This window comes from Mycobacterium farcinogenes, from assembly GCF_019739075.1.
Taxonomy (GTDB): Bacteria; Actinomycetota; Actinomycetes; order Mycobacteriales; family Mycobacteriaceae; genus Mycobacterium; species Mycobacterium senegalense.
Genome location: NZ_CP081673.1, coordinates 360,824 through 377,327, shown reverse-complemented (window position 1 = coordinate 377,327; position 16,504 = coordinate 360,824). Strand labels below are relative to the sequence as shown.

The following is a 16,504-nucleotide window of genomic DNA, read 5'->3' as shown; positions in this document are numbered from 1 at the left end:
TGTTGAAAATCCGTACATCGATGACCAGCTGTGATGCGCGCCTTGGCGCTGGAACGCAGTGGTGCAATTCCGGAACGGTGGCCACAGGTTTGATGTCACGTTGGCCGTCCCGGCTGCTTACCCAGCGCTCGGAGACGAGTCTCTGCGTCGTTCTAGAACAAATGCTGTGACACCAAGTCCCATAAGCGCGAATGCTGCGACTGTCGCCGCCACCAGCCCAAAACCGGCCGAGTAATGGGCAGTACTCCAGCCCGCTGGATCGTTGAACATGCCTCGCACATCTGCCATTCTCCACAGGCCGTTGATCACGCTTGCTGCAGCCGCAATTACGATCACGATCAGGGCCCGCAACCGATGTCGGTTCTGCAGAAACAGCCACGCCGACCCCGCCATCAGCAAACCCATCACCAGCGCGGCGACTCCTGGCGCATTTGGTCCCTCAGCCTCCAGCGCAGACGCCTCTTGATGTTCCACAAAGCCGCGCTCGCTCGAATCCTTGATGCCCGGAACCTCTACCGATACCGCACCGAAGCCCGACAAGGTCGCCGACACCTTGAGCGACCCGTACCCGCCGTCAGAGGCTGCGTAGCTCAACCGCCCCCACTGGGCAAACGACGTCAACGCCAGGCCTAGGGCAACAGCAAAAATCGCCACTCCGATTATCCACCGATTACTTCCCTGCTCAATGGGTCCGGGCCGCGCAGGCCATTGTCCTGGAGGTCCGTAGCCGATGGTCCGGCGTCGGTCGTGTGGTTCCACTGGGTGTCGATGGCCTGTGCCCGGAGGTGATGATTCACCCGGACGCGGCGCAGGTCGCAGTATCCCGTGAGAGCCCCTGGGACTGAAGGTCTGAGACATTCGTTGTTCATTGGTCCACCGCGCGCCGTCCCAGTAACACTCGCTCGGCGAGCCGTCTGGATTGGGATACCAGCCAGCCGGCGTCTTCATCGGCAACTGGCTCCACACCTTAGGCGGTGTTTGACGACCGCAGTACCACAGCTGGGAATCATCCACGCATTCTGGCAGGAGCACCGCCCGGTTGGTATTGGGTTGGGAGGGCAATCTAAGTCACGAAGCCAGCGGGGTGCCTGTCATTGCGCGACAGAGCCGCAGCTCTTGACGATTCCGCCCGACCGCGGCCGCAACCAGTCAAGCCGGTCAAGCCTCTACAAGCAGGCCTGATCTGCTGCATGGTCAGGTGGCAGTAGCGATCACGCGGCCCGGCTGGCCGGTCTGGCACACGATGGATGCGCATGGGATCGGGCCAGCAGTCCGAGCCCGGTCTGGCGCACGCCGGTGGCGGTGGGTGCGTTCGCTCCAAGGAAGCCGCCCGACGGCCAGCAGTTTGGCATGGTGCTCGTTCCCACAGGCATCGCGCTAATGTCCTACTAGTAGTACATTGGACTCGCGGGTCCGGAAGTGGCTTGCCGGAAGAGCCAACGTCGGGTGTCAAGTTGGCCGCGCACGAAACGGACGCACCGTTAATAGTCGCCCCATCGTGCCCTTCCGGGCTCGCCCGAGCCGTTCGTCTCGCTGCTCGGTCCTACAGACAGTTCCGCAGTTGGTTGCGCTGGAGCCTCGCTGTGCCTCGGCGGATAGTTGGTTGCTTTCTGATGAAATGCATAGTGCAACTGCGGGAAACTGCCAGCTAGACGACACGGTCTAGCTGGCAGCACACGGAAGGGGCGCGATGACGCGCGGCGAGGAAATGCCCACGGCCCATGGTGACAAGTCCAGCGGGGATATGGAACTGCTGCAACGAGTTACAGCACACCTGACCACCGACGTTCAACGAACTGTGCGAACAGCTGTAGCAGACGCGATGTTAGAAGGCTGGTCACCAACTGAGGTTCAACTGCTGCGCTTGGCCGCCCTAGCAGCAGGAAAACTGACCTACAGCGAGTACGCAGAGCGTTGCATTGGCGCCCTGGACGTCAGCTGAGACGCAAAGCTTCGTGCGTAGTTTAGGAAAGCATTGGCTGATTACATTGCCCGCCAATCAGATTCACCGAAAGTATCGTTGACAGCTCTGGCGTCGGCGCATTCGGGAATAGCCACAACGTAGGTCGAGCGAAGCAACGGTCGATTTCGCAGGGCGGTGCGTTGACCGGTTCCGCCTACCACCCGATTCTGTCGGCGACGCCGCAACCGCACCTCTAAAACCGCACTGACATCACGCCGTTGCTGATCATGCCAAGTTGGATGGTTTCCCCCTCTCGGCCGGAAGCCGAGCTAGTTCTTCGAGGTGCTTCTGCCGGCGTTCTCGGCGTTGAGTCCAAAGGTCGGCAATCACCTCGCCGACGCGTTGCTGGATGTCAAGCAACTCCTGATGCGACGTGGACTGGCGCGCATCGACAGCACGAGCATGAGCGCGATACTTTTCGCGTTCGACTGCGGTGGCGTGCGAGTAGCAATGAGCGGCGAATGTGCCGGCTCCTACGTAGATCACGGCGCTGGAGCATCGCGAACCGGTCGCTCGGATCGCAGCCTGACAAACAGGGCGGCTCGCAACAAAATCTTGAGAGCGATCGAGGGCCGGCAGTTGCCATACCTGGCGCTCGAAACGGTCACTAAGCCCACGAAGCGGATTTACTCGCGGGGCGCCGCCGCGCACTGCTGCGCTGTGGCGAGCGAAGATCGCCTTCGGGCGTGACAAAGCCGTGCCCCAACTCTCATCCAGTTTCGCACCCTGATGTACGACACTGGACGCCTCGAAGGCTTGCTTGGCTTCTTCACGAGCACACACCAGGGCGTGCTGGAGTTCGCCGAAGCTCAGGTCTGCCTGGTTGGAGAGGACGCCTAGTACCAGAAGACATTGCGATACGTTGAGCCGCAGTTCATCAAGCAAATCCAGAGCGTAGGCCGTGACGTGCTCTTCACCGCCAAAGTTGGATTCCAGCACATCCATTCCCGCAATGTACTACTAGTAGGGCAGACTTACTGCGTCGACTCGCCCTGACTAGACGACGTGCCGACGCGTCCAGAGCAAACAGACCCACACCGCTCTGCCCACTGGGCGACCGTCAGGCTCCTCGTCGGCGGCCGCATCCGAGCCCTACGGGTCCAACGCGGAATGACCCAGGAGGGCCTTGCCCTCGCCTCCGGGGTCACCCGCAACGTTCTCATCGACGTCGAACATGGCCGGCGCGGTCTGCTCTACGAACGCCTCTTCGATTTAGCAGACGCGCTGGGGGTACCGGTCAGTGAGCTTCTCAGCGCCCCGGACTGACTGAGCTCACAACTCGTTAGGTTGATGGACCTGCGCGATCCCTGGCACCGCCGCGAGGTCTCAATGGGATCCCGTGCGTTTGGGCCCATCGCGCCATTGTTGAGGTACTCACCCCTTGTTCGCGTGCCAGATCGGGAAGCGGTCGACCGTGAGTGACGTACTCGGTGTACAACCACTCACGCTTGATGGTCTTTTTGGGCGCGCGTCCAGGTTTGCGGAGATCGAGGTCGTACTCGTCAGCGAGGCGGACCATAGTCTGTCTGCTCACACCCAACTCATTAGCCATGTCGCGCAAGCTCTTTCCTTGCGTTTGGTACAGGTCGATGAATTGCGGCCGCGGGTAGGCGTGCTTCGCGCGGTAGTAGGCTCCGTGCTCCCCGTTCGGTGCCACTGGTGCGGGAAAACGGGTCAAGAGATAACGTGCGACTTCGAGTTCGACGCCAATCTGTGTCGCGGCATCACCAAGAGTCAGCCCGTTCCTGACATGGTGGTGCAGACCGTCGATGTCGGCGTCGTCGGGGTTGTCGCCCGGCAACTGTAGGCCCCGAAAGCACTCGCTCGACGGCTCATAGTGGATGGGCTCGCCCCGCACCCCTTGACTAGCCAGGAATTCCACAGCGTGTTCATCGAGTTCGTCAGCTAGTTCTGGGGTCAGGTGATAGGGGAAGTTTGCAATCTTCGTGCGCAAAGCTGCGCTGATGGCTTGGCTTTCAACTGTTGACCCGGATACGCGCTGATACAAGTAGTGACGGGCGACCGTCGCACGGGCGGGGCCTTGGGACGCGGTGTCAGTGTCTCGGCAGATACGCCGCCATGATTTGTCCGGCAACAAGGACCCATAGTCCAGCTCGCGCCGTCGGTGGTAGTCAATCGGAACCTCAACGTCGCTCAGGTGGTCGGCAACAGCGTTTATGGCGCAGTTGATGTCATGCCAAGCTGCATGCCTTTCCAGTAGCTGAAGGATTCGGGAAACGCCATGGCCATCGATCGAGCCGCGAATGGTCCGAACGCAGAAGTCGAGAGTCGCGCGGGTCCCCACGAGCAGCACTACCACGGCTAATGCCGAGCGGAGTTGACGGTGATGACAGCCCGGAATCGCCAACCGCAACGACCAAGCCTGCCACAAGGAGGCCGGCATCCGTCTGGCTAACCGCCTAATATCGGCCGATTTCCGCGTTGGAACAGCTGGCGATGATGTGGCGGTGCGGTACCGCAGCTGGTCGCTTGGCTTGAGGGTAGGGCCAAGTGCGGCGAGTTGTACGGACTTCGTCACGCCTCCGCTCCACAGCAGATTTGTGGTGCACGGCTGCGCTTTCCGTTTCCGCATCGCAGTAATCAGCCATCGCATCGCCTCTCCGGCTGATTGCACGTCATCCCGTTGAAGGCAATGCAACGCGGCGACAACCCCGACGGCGGTCAAGCTTGCCGGTCTAGGCGACCGAATAGTGAGCTGCTTTGTTGTGCTTCGAGTTTGGGGCGTCGGTAGCTGTGGATGATCTCGCTCATAGAACTGCAGCAGATCGACTGGAATGATGGCTTCAAGCTCGCCCGGGGTGGCGTAAGCGAGAACTCTGACAGCAATTGCTCGGACAGCCTGCAGCACCTCGGAGCCGTTCTCGCAGCTGCTGCCGAAGATGCCTGTCTCGACCCGATTGCCAGTCAGCACACCATCAATCCACCTCTGCGCAGCCAGGGCGGGATGGTGTTCTTTGCGGAGAATGTCGAACGGCGCACTGGTCAGATCGGCTGCACATCGCGGGTGCCGCGTTGAACTTTGCTTTGCGGGGGCATCGCATCGGCCTGGGGCAGGGATCAGGTGCGCTGGTAGGTGCCGTGCCCTAGAGCGGGTTTGACAGACGGGACAACTGTCAATGAGAAGACAACCGTGTTTGAGACAGGCGAATGTCCAGCTCAAACGCCAGGCCAACTGCCACCGGCCGCCGGACTCTGAGAGACACAGCGGGCAGTATCTTGTCCCGGCACGTGGGCCCCAGGGGAATGTGTTGTCCAAGTCGATCCGGCTGTCAGCGATTGCGAGTGCACGGCAGTCGTAGTGCGACAGAGTCATTCTGGCGATGGTGGTTGGCGAGACACCCGTGGCTTCGTGGATTGCTGCACGCTGCCAATCGGAGAGCTCCACCATCCACGGTGGGAGCCAGCGGTTGCTGGCAGATTCGGCAAAACCGACGGCCGTGAGCAGATCGGCCCAACTGGTCTGGGTGCGGTGAGCGAGTGCCTCCAGCCACGAGTCCAGCGCCTCCCCTTCAACAGGAAAAACGTTGAAGGGGAGGCGACGCGGGAGAGCGCTCACGCAACGTCGTCCCGGGTCGTGACTTTTCCACTCTTGATCGCGGATTCCAATTCTTTACGGGCCTTTTCAGCGGCAGCGTCGTTCTTGACTTGGTCAAGGAGATCCCTGCTGAGGCGTTCCGTTCCAGTGCGAACCGCCCGTTGACATCCGCGATTGATCAGTGTCATCAACGAACCGATATGTCCGGTTGAGCGAGCATAAAGGTAATCGGAGAGCTCATCAGCAAGCATCCCAGGGTGCTTGTCCGCCAAGATAATTCGCTGCTCAAGGGAAAGCAGTAGTTGCCGCCACTGCCGTCGCCCTGTCTTCGACTTCGAACTGAAGGGCTCCATGCTGAGCCTGGTCGTGCGGCGGCCAGTTTGTGCGATCACCGCGTCGTGGTAGGAGGCCCCTTCTGAGAAGAGCCCCCGGGCGGCCAGGCCGACACCGATGTAGATGATTGTCACCGGAAACTCGTTTGCGATGTACTTGAAGTGGTTGCTGATCTCGACGCTCTGGCTGTTGCCCCAGCGCAGGAAGTGCAGATCATCGATCATGAGCAGTCGGGTCTCGCATGTCAGAACACAGTCGAGCACTCGATGGGCGAGTTGAGCCGCCGTTCCTCGAGTGATGCCGGGGTGGCCGAAGAATGCAAGCATCGCTCGGTTGAAATCCAACATGCCGGTGTTGCCGGCCAACCCCACTCGACATACCGGAATCCTTTGGTGGCCTTCGGTGGTTGTTCGTCCAAGCTCGACGATCTCGCGGTGATGGAAGTCCCGACAGAAGGACAAGCCAGCGGTTGTCTTACCCAAACCAGGAAAGCCGTCGATGGCGACCGCACTCTTCGGCTTGTCACCGGTGTGACGGTTGCTGTCCACGATGTCCCACAGGTCTTCATGGAGGTTCGCCAACTGCGGGGTCTTGATGGGACCGAGGTTGGCATGCCATCGGCGCCGCTGTGAGTTGTAGTCCGACGCGGCATCGGTGCCGAGTTTCTTGATTTCTGTGCGCGTCAGCGGTTCCGGCGCAGTGGGCGCGGGACTCTCCGCGTATGCAAACCACCCTTCTTTGCGCGACAAGGTGAGATTGTCCAGCGTCGGCTGGTGTGGTCGGTTACGAGGTGTCACGCGTCCTCCCAAGCGCTTGCGTAAAAATCTTCGGGTCCGTCGGCATCGTCGTCATCGCCGCATTCACTGGTAGGGGCCGGATCGGCCTCATCGTCTTCATCGTTGGATTCGGTGGAAAGTGCACGCTGTACGGAAGGCAGCGTCGAGATCGCTTGACTGTCAGTAGTTCCGGTTGCACATAGCAGCTCGTCTTGACGCGACAGTCGAAGAGCCATCCGACGCTCGGCGGAGGATGTGCCTAGGCCGAGGTTCCATCGTTCGAGCAGAAGTTCCAGAGCCAGCTCGTCGTTGGGATATGTGTATTTCTGCCTGGCCAGTTTTCGGGCATAGCCGAGGGCATCCTCACTGAACGGTGCATCGAGTGCACCTGCGTGCTCCCACATCAGCGTGTGCCAACGGTGGTCAGCAGGGTCACGGAAGTAGACGCGGGAGACATCGTCGGGGTGGTAGTGCACCGGCCACAGCCCACCGCGATAGGGGCTTTTCTCGTTTCGGTAGGGGTCGAGCCCGGCGCCGTTGTATCGGCGGCCACCGATTTCGATGCCGTAGTGCTGGATGGTGCGCTTTTCGACGCCTAGGAACTCGTAGGCGAGATTGCCGTGGCGGGGTGCCTCGATGTAACCAGCACGGGCAAGCCCATGCTCGAACATGGTGACCGGCGACAGGTCAAGTCCCGGTAGTGCAGGATCTACCAATCCCGCATGAGGCCGCCGGTGATAAACCACCGCAATCCACTCACGGATAATTTCCTCAAGTTCGTTGAGGTAGAAGTGCGCATCTGCTTCGGGATCAGCCCCGCGGGAATGGATGTCGGGACCTTTGTATCCCGGCAGGTACTGCAAAAGGTCTTCCCGAAGTGTCCGAAAGAAACGCTCGACTGGACCCTTGTCTCGACCGGTCCGCAGCCGTGCCGGCTGAATCGATATCCCCATGCGTTGGCAGACGCTGGTTGTATGGTCCGCGCCGTAGGCCTTGCCGTGGTCCACAATCAGTGTTTCAGGGACAATCGTCGGCCCGGTAACCCGAGCAGTCTCACGGTCGATGGCGTTGGTATCGACCAATACCGATCGCGGGATTCCGTGCTCTGGCCACGTAGCCTCCTTTGGCCATGTCGCCGGGGCAGACAGCGGTCGATAGGCCTGGAACAGCACGGCAGCGACGTCTGAAGATTTGGTGGACACTGGCGTCAGGCGCAATCCGGTGATGCACCGTGTGTACCAGTCCATCGACACGGTGAGCTCGACCTGACTCCACCTCAACGTGACAGGGTCCATGGCGAAGACGTCGAGTCTGGTGGTGTCCATGAGCATGTACTCGCCTGGCCGGGTAGGCCGAAGCTTTCCGTATACACCCGGGTTTCGCTCTGCGATATCGCGATTGCGCTTGGTACTCAGCCGAAAGGTCGGGTGCTTCGACTCAAGCTCGGTTAGCACTCGAAATGCCGTGGCCCGGCTTGGAATCGGTACGACGTCCGCTCCATAACGGGCGGTGACACGTGCGTTCGTACGCCTGATCACCGCCGTTCGCGACGGCCGTGATTGATCCGTGTGCTCCACCATGACCTCGATAGCGATCTCTCGCCATCGCTCATCGACGCTCGGCAACGTCTTAACCCGCACCCCCTTGCCGCGGACCAAACCGGCCTCGCCATGCTCGCGGAAAGCAGCCACCATCCGCTGGACAGTGCGTACGTCAACACCAAGTTCAGCGGCCTTCGCTTCATAGCGCGCAGTTAGTGGAAGCGACGGGTCATACTCCGGTTTAGCTGCGCCGATATCGTCCGAACTGGCCGCCGCGGCTGGACAGCCGGTAAGAACCTCCCGGATGTGGTCGGCACGCTCACGGAGCTTCCTGCGCTCAGCTTGATTCAGCATTGCCAGAACGGTTGCCGCGACGTCCTCGGGTCCATCGCTAGTGGCCACCTCGTGTAGTTCGTCATGAGCATGTTCACTGTGATACATCAGGATTTCACGCAATGCGATGGCGCGAATCTGCGTAGTACCAACGGGTTTGACGGTTACGACGTTGCCAAAGGAGGTGGTGCGGATTTCGATAATCTCAAGCAACTCACCCTGGAACGTGAGTCGTACGCCCGGCCCGATACGTAGGCGATGGTTCATTTGGTTACTCCTTCTCGGAGAATGGCAGTGGATTGAAGGGGGACGTGCAGATCGGTTTCCACTACGCCGCGCCACAACAGATGGAGGACGCTGGCACGAACTAATGACTCCGGCCACGCGGTAGTTGCGCTGATCACCTGTCTGATGGAGAGCCCGTGTAACTGGGCCCCTTCGAGGTGTTCAACGACCTTCCGGTTCATCCGCTCTTCATTGCGATACCCCGCGAGAAATCGCAGGTTCGCTAGTTCAATCGGAGGTGGCTCGCTCCATACTTCGTAGTGCCATCCCAGACTGCTGACCAGCCGTCTTGTCCACGCCAAGGTGTAGGACACTTTTGGGGCCGTCGTACGGTGCAGCGGCTTGACGTCAACGACGACCGGTCCTGCAGGTGTCCCAAACAGGTAGTCCGGCACATGCTTCCGCCGCTTTCCCTCGACCTCGGCTTCGATCAGAAATGGCTGTGCCACGATGGAATTCACGTCTGGGCAGAAGTCTGCATAGAGCAGACGCGCTAGCTCCAGCCTCGACTCGTAGATCACGTGATCTCGCTGTGTAGCAGACCAGTAGGTTCCCGAGTAGTGACGCTGGCCATACCACCACCGAAATGTCCGCCACGGTGCAAGCGAGCCGGCGATGACAGCGGGTGCGTTCTCCCAATCCGTGGTATCCGCCTCGGCGCCTTGGCTAGATCTGAACGAGACTGTGGCCTGGTCGGGCTCTGGACCGCTAAGCACCTCAGGCACGTTCACCGCCGGCACCGAGTGCCATCAAGATGCGTACTGCGGCGTTGACAAGGGCACGCGAATAGGCTGAAATCATGAGGTCCCTCCGTTAGGGGATTTGTAGGTACGCGGCATCTTGTGCCGCTAGCGAGGGCCGGGTGGCAGCCCGGCCCTTTCGCTATATCGGTATCTGCCGCTATCGCGGCGAGGTTCACTTCATCTGCGGGCTGCTCACCGCCCCTTCTGTCGACGCAGTCACCTGTGCCGGTGGTCCAGACGGATTCGGTTCATCTGAATCACGCCGGATATCAGAGCTTTTCGCGGCCACTGCGTGCTTCTCGTAACCCGACTCGATGAGCCGGGCGCCAGCTTCAGACAGCGAGACGTTCCACTCCCGCGCACAACGGTAGGCCGTCTCTGCGACGGCCGGTGGGAGGCGGAATTCCACGCGGACTCGGTCCCGCGGAACCAGGTGAGGTCGTTCCATCACCACTTCCTCCTCGACAGCTGACGCCTACGCGACGGCATAATCCCGGCATTTCACCGGCGTAATACCGACAATCAAACACCCTGGGAGCCCAGTTCATTCGCTGTTATCGGGGACCGATGCTCGTCGGGCGACAGTTACGCACTCGACGTGAACACCTCGACTCTTAGGCACTGTGCGCACATCTGCTGCAACCTTGCAAGTGGCGGTGTCTCGTCGCTACACGAATCGCGCAGGTGAGGCAGTACGCGAACAGGTCAGCCTCTGGGAGGTGATGTGCATCACACTAAAGGCACATGCCGCGCGCGAACCCCGCCTGATTGCTTAGTCCGCGAGTTGTCGGGCGCGGCAACAGAGGTCCGTCTTCGCGGTCATCGAGATACTGAGTCACTCATTTGTCGAACTCCTGGGCTGCAGGCCGGACAGGCCGCCAGCGCTGGGAAGTGATCTGTCGGATGTGATGTGGATGATCTTCCCATGACCGACACGACGCTTGAGAAATCGATACGGGGCGCGCAGAGGCACGGCACGCTGAGCGGCGCGATTTGCGTCGGTCAACCAGATGGGAGACCGCGGGACTGGTCTTAGCTTAGTGCTCATGCCTTTCGCGTTGGCGCTGGGATGGGGGCGCTTGCATTCCGACAGTTCGAACAGCTGCTCACCAAGCGATGAACCCGCGCGGACACCAAGCCGCGCACCAACACGTCCGTCAGAGCGCATCTCAAACCGCGCATTCGCGTCGTACCTAGCTGAAACAATCAGAACCACGTCTTCGGTACACGACAGGACCTTTGTATGCGACTGCACGCAACTTACGCCCGGTTCTTCCGGCCGCTGAACTACGACTACATCCGCGCTTCATCGGACACCTACCAGCCTGACCCCTGGGATGAGACACCGTCAGGCGCTGACTACCCGTTCGTGCGTCTACGTTTGCGTCCAGACATCACAACCGTGGTCGGCGGCAACGAATCCGGTAAGAGTCAGATGCTGCGCGCCATATCCGCCGCACTGACCGGTGAAGGCTTCGACCGCAGCGACTTCTGCCGATACTCCACCTTCTTCGGGGTAGACAAGGCCCTGCTCCTACCGGAATTCGGGGCCGAGTTCAGTGACGTCACTTCCGGCGACGTCGCCACCATCGAGCAAATGATCGGGCAAGAGAACCTGGGGCCGGTCCAACGGGTGGCCGTCTTCCGGATGAACACCACCCCGAAGTTCCGCATCTACCTTCGCCAGAACGGCAGCTGGAGCGGCCCGACACACATCAAGACACCCAAACCCCTGCGCACCATCGGTGTTCCGGCGCCCTTCTTCATCGATACCGACGTTCCACTGCCCGACAGTGTGCCACTGGAGTACCTGGTCACCGGTTCGGCGACCACTGCACTGGGCCGCAACTTCCTCCGCCGAGTCTGGGACCGATTCCTCGACAACCACAGCTGGTTCGATTCCCACACAACCGTCAGCGAACGCTCCACCGAGATCGCCGATGCGTTCGCCGATACTCGCCGCGTCGATGACGACGAACTTCGCAAGTTCGCCCTGGCCGCCGACTTGCTCCTGAAGGTCGCAGATCTCGACACTTCCCTGTTCGCCGAACTGCAGAAGGCGGTGCGCGCCCAAAACGGCTACGCCAACAGCATCGTCGACACCATCAACAGCGAACTGGCCAAAGCCCTGAATTTCCCGCACTGGTGGTCACAGGACAGCCGCTTCGAACTATTCGTGGCCCTGCACGAATACCACCTCATTTTCATGATCCGCGATCGCACCGGTCGCTCCTACGGCTTCGATGAGCGCAGCGACGGCCTGAAGTACTTCCTGAGCTACTTCGTGCAGTACCTGGCCCATACACCGCCCGACGACGGTGCCAACGAAATTTTGCTCATGGACGAACCCGACCGATTCCTGCCCTCCTCCGGGCAGCAGGACCTGCTTCGCGTCTTCGAAGATTTTGCTCATCCACGCGACCCCGCCCGACCACCAGTCCAGGTCGTCTACGTCACGCACTCACCGTTTCTCATCGACAAGAACGACGCCGGCCGCATCCGGGTAGTCGAGAAAGGCGAATTCGACGAAGGCACCCGCGTCGTGGCCAGCGTCGCGGCCAACCACTACGAACCGCTCCGGTCGGCGTTCGGCGGGTTCGTCGCCGAAACCACGTTCATCGGCACCTGCAACCTCATGCTGGAAGGACCGTCGGACCAAGTGCTACTGGCGGGCGTGGCACGCTGGCTGACCACCCGTGGCGTGGCCAGCCGCGACCGTCTCGACCTCAACACGATCACCCTGGTACCGACCGGCGGAACCCGACATGTCCCCTACATGGTCTACCTCGCTCGCGGACGTGACGTCGAGAAGCCACCCGTGATCGTGCTACTCGACGGCGACAAAGCCGGTAACGAGGCCCGCCAGCAACTGCAAGCCGGGGGCGCCTACGGGATCCCGTTGATCGACGACCGTTTCGTCCTGCAACTCACCGATCCGGAGCTGGCCGGCATCGACGGCGACAACCCCGCAGGCGTCACCGTGATCGAAGACCTCATCCCCGTCTCCATCGCCGTCGCTGCCGTCAAGTTCTACTGCGAGGAATTTGTGCCCGACATCGACATCGACGCGCTGCACCTGCGCCGCGAGGACCTCACCATCGACACCACCAGGACGGGTCTGCTGGCGCAACTCGAAACACACGTACGCTCCCGCTCCGGCGCAGACCGTTTCCACCTCGACAAGGTCGCGTTCGCCCGCGCGGTCATCGCGACCCTCACCGCCCGCAGCCGCTCCGCCAGCGAGCACCCCATTTCAGACGCCGACCTTGACCGCGCCCAACGCAACTTCACGCTGCTGCTGTCAGCGCTAGCACACCGACAACGACAAGCCGTGCGGGCCGAAGCGGTCGACAAAATTTCCAGCCGCATAAACCGAGCCAAGCGACAGTTCCTGCGGACCCAACGCGGAAACGCGCGCCGCGAGGACGTGCTCGCGCTCATCGAGGAAATCTCCGATCAACTCGACAACTCCGCCGACGCCGAGGACGTACGGGCAACGACACGCCAATGGCGCGAGCGGTTCCACCTCGACGACGACCCTCGCGCACCGATCGAGGACTACCCCGCCCTCGTGAAAGCGATCGAGTCGCTCGCCTACCAAGCCGTACGCGCCTCGGCAAACGACACCACCAGCTGACGCTGGCACCCCAGATGACCGAGCCGTCGGTGCCTACTCCGGGCGAAGAGCAAGGACGCGCCGCCGAGGCCTTACTACGGGCCGCGGCCGAAACCTACTCCGACGGCGCAGTGGCCCGCGCCCTAGAACTGCTCACCGCCGCCCTCGCCGCCATCGACAACGCCCCGGCGCCCCCACACGCCGACACGGAGTGGCCGGTACGGCTGGCACGCGTGCGCGCGCTGAGGCTCAACAACCGCGCCGCGGCCTACGGAATGCGCCACCGCCACCACGGAGCACCCAGCGACCTCGACGACGCCATCGCTGCCCAGCGCGCCTCACTGCAGGCAGCACCGCCCAGCGATCCTCCAACCGCGCTCGGCCGGGCCCGGCTGGCCGCGTTCCTGCGAACCCGCTTCACCGCCTGCCACGTCGATGCCGACCTCACCGAATCGCTTGTACTGTGCCGCGGCGCCCTAGAGGAGGCGCGCACCGACACCGCACGGGCACGCGCCCAATCCGAACTTTCCCTGTCGTTGCGCATCCACTACGAACACGAGGGCGACCTCGCCGCCCTCGACGAATCGATCGATATGGCGCGGGCCGCCGCCGCAACGGCCTCGGGAACCGCGCTCTGGGGTGGGTACGAGTCCAACCTGTCGATCTGTCTGCGCGACCGATTCCTCGCACGCCGCCACACCGCTGACCTCGACGGCGCAATACGAGCCGCCCGCGCCAGCCTGACGGCTCCCGCCACCACCAACAGCCGCAGCGCCCGAATGGCGAATTTGGCTGCAGCACTGCGATCCCGCTACATCGCTGCAACCCGCGGCTTCACCCACCATGTCGACACCACCGACATCGACGAGGCGATCGACCTGCTCCGCGGCGCACTGCCCGATGCCGCGCCGACCCGCCGCGGCTGGCGCAGCGCCGACCTCGCCGCGGCACTGCTGACCCGCTATGACAGCCTTCAACACGCTGCCGACCTCGACGAGGCGATCACCTGCGCGCGCGAGGCAGTCGCCGATACTGGCGTCAACCGCTACGACCTGGCGTTGCGCACCAACGACCTCGGCTACGCACTGGCCAACTACGCGGCAGCAACTGGTGACCCTGACACCGCCGCCGAAGCTGTCGCAACGGCCACCGCGGCGGTCGCACTGCTCACACCCGGCTCGGCTAACCATGCGATGTTCCACGAAAACCTCGGTCTGGCGCACCGAGTGCACTTCGATACCACCGGGGCCCCCGACGCGTGGCACGCCGCAGTCACGACCTGGCGGCGCGCCGCCACCTCACCCACCGGCGCCACTATGGACCGCTTGCGGGCAGCCCGCCGCTGGGCCGATTTCGCCGAGAGAACCGCCCCCCACAGCGCCACCGCACTGCTCGCGCACGTCACCGCCCTCGACCTGCTGCCAAGGCTGGCCTGGCACGGCATAGACCGCGCCAGTCAGGAAGCGGTGCTCACCGAAGTGAACACCTTGGCCGGCGCCGCCGTGGCCAGCGCCATCCAGCACAACCGCCCTCAGCTCGCTCTGCAAGCCCACGAACAGAGCAGAGCCGTGCTCTGGTCCCAGCTGCTCCACTTCCGAAGCGACTTGCACGACCTGACCGTCGGCCACCCGACCACCGCGCACCGCCTACGCGCGCTAACCGCCGCGCTGGACCCCTCCACCGTGTCGACGCCTCCCACACCCGCGAAACATCGCACAACCACACCCGAGAAGGAGCCGACCAGTATGGCACCGCCCCACAACGCCGGCCACGACGAACGCATGGCCTGGGCCCGCGAATGGGACGACCTCATCGAACACGTCCGCACCAATCTCGACGGCTTCGAGAATTTCCTGCGCCCACTACCCGTCGAACAACTGCTGGCGGTCACCGCAGTCGGGCCCGTCGCCGTCATCAATATTGCCCAGACACGCTGTGACGCACTACTTCTCACTCCCGACGGTGTACAGATCTGCCCACTGCCCGCGCTCACCCACGACGACACCGCCGCATGGCTGGCCCGCTACCTCCACACGCTTACCGCTTTGGACCAGGCCGTGCAGGCGCACGCCGGCGCACGCGCCGTCGCCGACCATGACGACAGTCGCACCGCCGCGCTGCGCGTGTACCGGGCGGCCACCGCTGCCGATGCCGCGCACGTCGAGGCCAACACCATGTTGACCGAACTTCTGGCGTGGCTATGGAACACGATCGCCGACCCGGTGCTGGCACACCTGGATCTCACTTGCGCCGGAACCGGCCGACTGTGGTGGTGTCCTACGGGGCCGCTGACCTTGCTACCGCTGCACGCCGCCGGCCTGTTCGACGACACGGGCCGCACTGTGATGGATCGATGCGTCTCGTCGTACACACCCACCGTCGAGGCGCTGGTACGCGCCCGCGCATCCACCCCGCCGACATCCACTCGACGGCGGGTCCTGGTCGTTTCCCCGACCGACGCCGGCGCGCAGAGCGCCCTGGCTGAGGACACGGCGCTGCGCGCGGCAACCCCACCGGAACTGCTCTCGACGCTGACCGGGGCCGACGCCACCCGCGACGCGGTGCTTGCGGCGCTGGCCACTCACCCCATCGTGCACTTCGACTGCCACGGCGATCAGGACCTCGACGACCCCTCCCACGGTGGTCTGCTCCTCAGTGACACCACGCTCAGTGTTCTCGACATCGCCGCACGCTCCTGGCATGGTGACTTCGTCGGGCTGGCGGCCTGCAAAACGGCCGTGGGGGGAAAGGAGCTGCTCGATGAAGCCATCACCTTGGCTGCCGCATTGCACTACACCGGCTTCCGGCACGTCGTCGGGACCCTGTGGTCAGTTCGCGACGCCGACGCCCGCGACGTCTTCACTAATCTCTACCAAACTCTGACCAACACAGGAGATTTCGATGATCGCAATGCCGCCGCAGCGCTCCACTGCGCCGTGCGCACCCTGCGCGACGCCGCTCCGTCGCTTCCCCTGCATTGGGCCGGCTTCGTCCACGTCGGCCCGTGAGGTGACGGCGCTGAGGACCGACCGCTCATGACCTCACCGCACGCTGCGAGGCGATTCGATATAGAGACCACCGACGCCTTCTCAGCCGCCGCGGCCACCACGTTCGTCGCTCAGCCCACGACCGGCGGCATCGTACTGGTCGGGCCCTGTCCGCGGTGCGCCGATCCGATGCAATACCCGTGGGTGGATGACTCCTACCGAGGGATCTTGCCGCCCACTGGCATCTCCGCTCTACCGGCCAATCGCCGCATCGCCAAGATGATCTGCACCTGCTCGGCCCCGCACGACGGGCGTCCCGACGGCGAGATCGGTTGCGGTGCCTACTGGAATCTCTCGCTGGAGGAGTGACG

General features: G+C 62.6%; 12 protein-coding genes and 2 pseudogenes. 6 read left to right on the top strand and 8 right to left on the bottom strand.

Annotated elements, in window-relative coordinates; translation table 11 throughout:
* Positions 1–117: 117 nt before the first annotated feature.
* Both K6L26_RS31600 and K6L26_RS31995 read right to left on the bottom strand, forming a co-directional pair.
* The gene (locus K6L26_RS31600) at positions 118–654 is read right to left on the bottom strand and encodes a hypothetical protein (protein ID WP_245008670.1); all 537 of its coding nucleotides are present in this window, start codon (positions 652–654) and stop codon (positions 118–120) included.
* Positions 655–867: 213 nt separating this feature from the next.
* A pseudogene (locus K6L26_RS31995) lies at positions 868–948 on the bottom strand (DUF2510 domain-containing protein); the annotation flags it as partial.
* 742 nt (positions 949–1,690) lie between these two features.
* Between K6L26_RS31995 and K6L26_RS01560 the strand changes: the two are divergent.
* Positions 1,691–1,942: a hypothetical protein gene (locus K6L26_RS01560; RefSeq protein ID WP_221852505.1), complete on the top strand. Its 252-nt coding sequence runs from the start codon at positions 1,691–1,693 to the stop codon at positions 1,940–1,942.
* 246 nt (positions 1,943–2,188) lie between these two features.
* On the opposite strand, the gene K6L26_RS01555 is transcribed toward K6L26_RS01560, so the two are convergent.
* Positions 2,189–2,908 (bottom strand): hypothetical protein, encoded by a 720-nt coding sequence (locus tag K6L26_RS01555; RefSeq protein WP_221852503.1) that lies wholly within the window; start codon positions 2,906–2,908, stop codon positions 2,189–2,191.
* Positions 2,909–2,968: 60 nt separating this feature from the next.
* Between K6L26_RS01555 and K6L26_RS01550 the strand changes: the two genes are divergently transcribed.
* Entirely contained in the window at positions 2,969–3,229 is a 261-nt protein-coding gene (locus tag K6L26_RS01550; protein ID WP_221852501.1) for a helix-turn-helix domain-containing protein, read from the top strand.
* A 16-nt stretch (positions 3,230–3,245) separates the two neighbouring features.
* On the opposite strand, the gene K6L26_RS31595 is transcribed toward K6L26_RS01550, so the two are convergent.
* Positions 3,246–4,337 carry a hypothetical protein gene (locus K6L26_RS31595; RefSeq protein WP_245008669.1) on the bottom strand — a complete coding sequence of 364 codons (1,092 nt, stop codon included), beginning with the start codon at positions 4,335–4,337 and terminating at the stop codon, positions 3,246–3,248.
* A 384-nt stretch (positions 4,338–4,721) separates the two neighbouring features.
* Here K6L26_RS31595 and K6L26_RS31590 point away from each other — a divergent pair, with 384 nt between their 5' ends.
* On the top strand, positions 4,722–5,000 hold the full coding sequence (locus K6L26_RS31590; protein WP_245008668.1) for a hypothetical protein: 279 nt from the start codon (positions 4,722–4,724) through the stop codon (positions 4,998–5,000).
* A 114-nt stretch (positions 5,001–5,114) separates the two neighbouring features.
* On the opposite strand, the pseudogene K6L26_RS31990 reads toward K6L26_RS31590, so the two are convergent.
* The 4 genes and pseudogenes from K6L26_RS31990 to K6L26_RS01530 form a co-directional block, all read right to left on the bottom strand.
* Positions 5,115–5,540: pseudogene (locus K6L26_RS31990) on the bottom strand (TniQ family protein); the annotation flags it as partial.
* Positions 5,537–6,649, bottom strand: a complete 1,113-nt coding sequence (locus K6L26_RS01540) for a TniB family NTP-binding protein (RefSeq protein WP_221852498.1) — start codon at positions 6,647–6,649, stop codon at positions 5,537–5,539. The pseudogene K6L26_RS31990 and the gene K6L26_RS01540, both read right to left, overlap by 4 nt.
* The gene (locus K6L26_RS01535) at positions 6,646–8,769 is read right to left on the bottom strand and encodes a TnsB C-terminal domain-containing protein (RefSeq protein WP_221852496.1); all 2,124 of its coding nucleotides are present in this window, start codon (positions 8,767–8,769) and stop codon (positions 6,646–6,648) included. Before K6L26_RS01535 ends, K6L26_RS01540 begins: the two co-directional genes overlap by 4 nt.
* The gene (locus K6L26_RS01530; protein WP_221853316.1) at positions 8,766–9,503 is read right to left on the bottom strand and encodes a TnsA-like heteromeric transposase endonuclease subunit; all 738 of its coding nucleotides are present in this window, start codon (positions 9,501–9,503) and stop codon (positions 8,766–8,768) included. The genes K6L26_RS01535 and K6L26_RS01530 overlap by 4 nt, the downstream gene beginning before the upstream one ends.
* A gap of 1,270 nt (positions 9,504–10,773) precedes the next feature.
* Between K6L26_RS01530 and K6L26_RS01525 the strand changes: the two genes are divergently transcribed.
* Genes K6L26_RS01525 through K6L26_RS01515 form a run of 3 tightly spaced genes read left to right on the top strand, consistent with a single transcriptional unit; the run spans position 10,774 to position 16,502 of the window.
* Positions 10,774–13,167 (top strand): AAA family ATPase, encoded by a 2,394-nt coding sequence (locus K6L26_RS01525; protein ID WP_221852494.1) that lies wholly within the window; start codon positions 10,774–10,776, stop codon positions 13,165–13,167.
* Positions 13,168–13,181: 14 nt separating this feature from the next.
* Positions 13,182–16,154, top strand: a complete 2,973-nt coding sequence (locus tag K6L26_RS01520) for a CHAT domain-containing protein (protein ID WP_221852492.1) — start codon at positions 13,182–13,184, stop codon at positions 16,152–16,154.
* Positions 16,155–16,181: 27 nt separating this feature from the next.
* Positions 16,182–16,502 carry a hypothetical protein gene (locus K6L26_RS01515; RefSeq protein ID WP_076210632.1) on the top strand — a complete coding sequence of 107 codons (321 nt, stop codon included), beginning with the start codon at positions 16,182–16,184 and terminating at the stop codon, positions 16,500–16,502.
* Positions 16,503–16,504 lie beyond the last annotated feature (2 nt).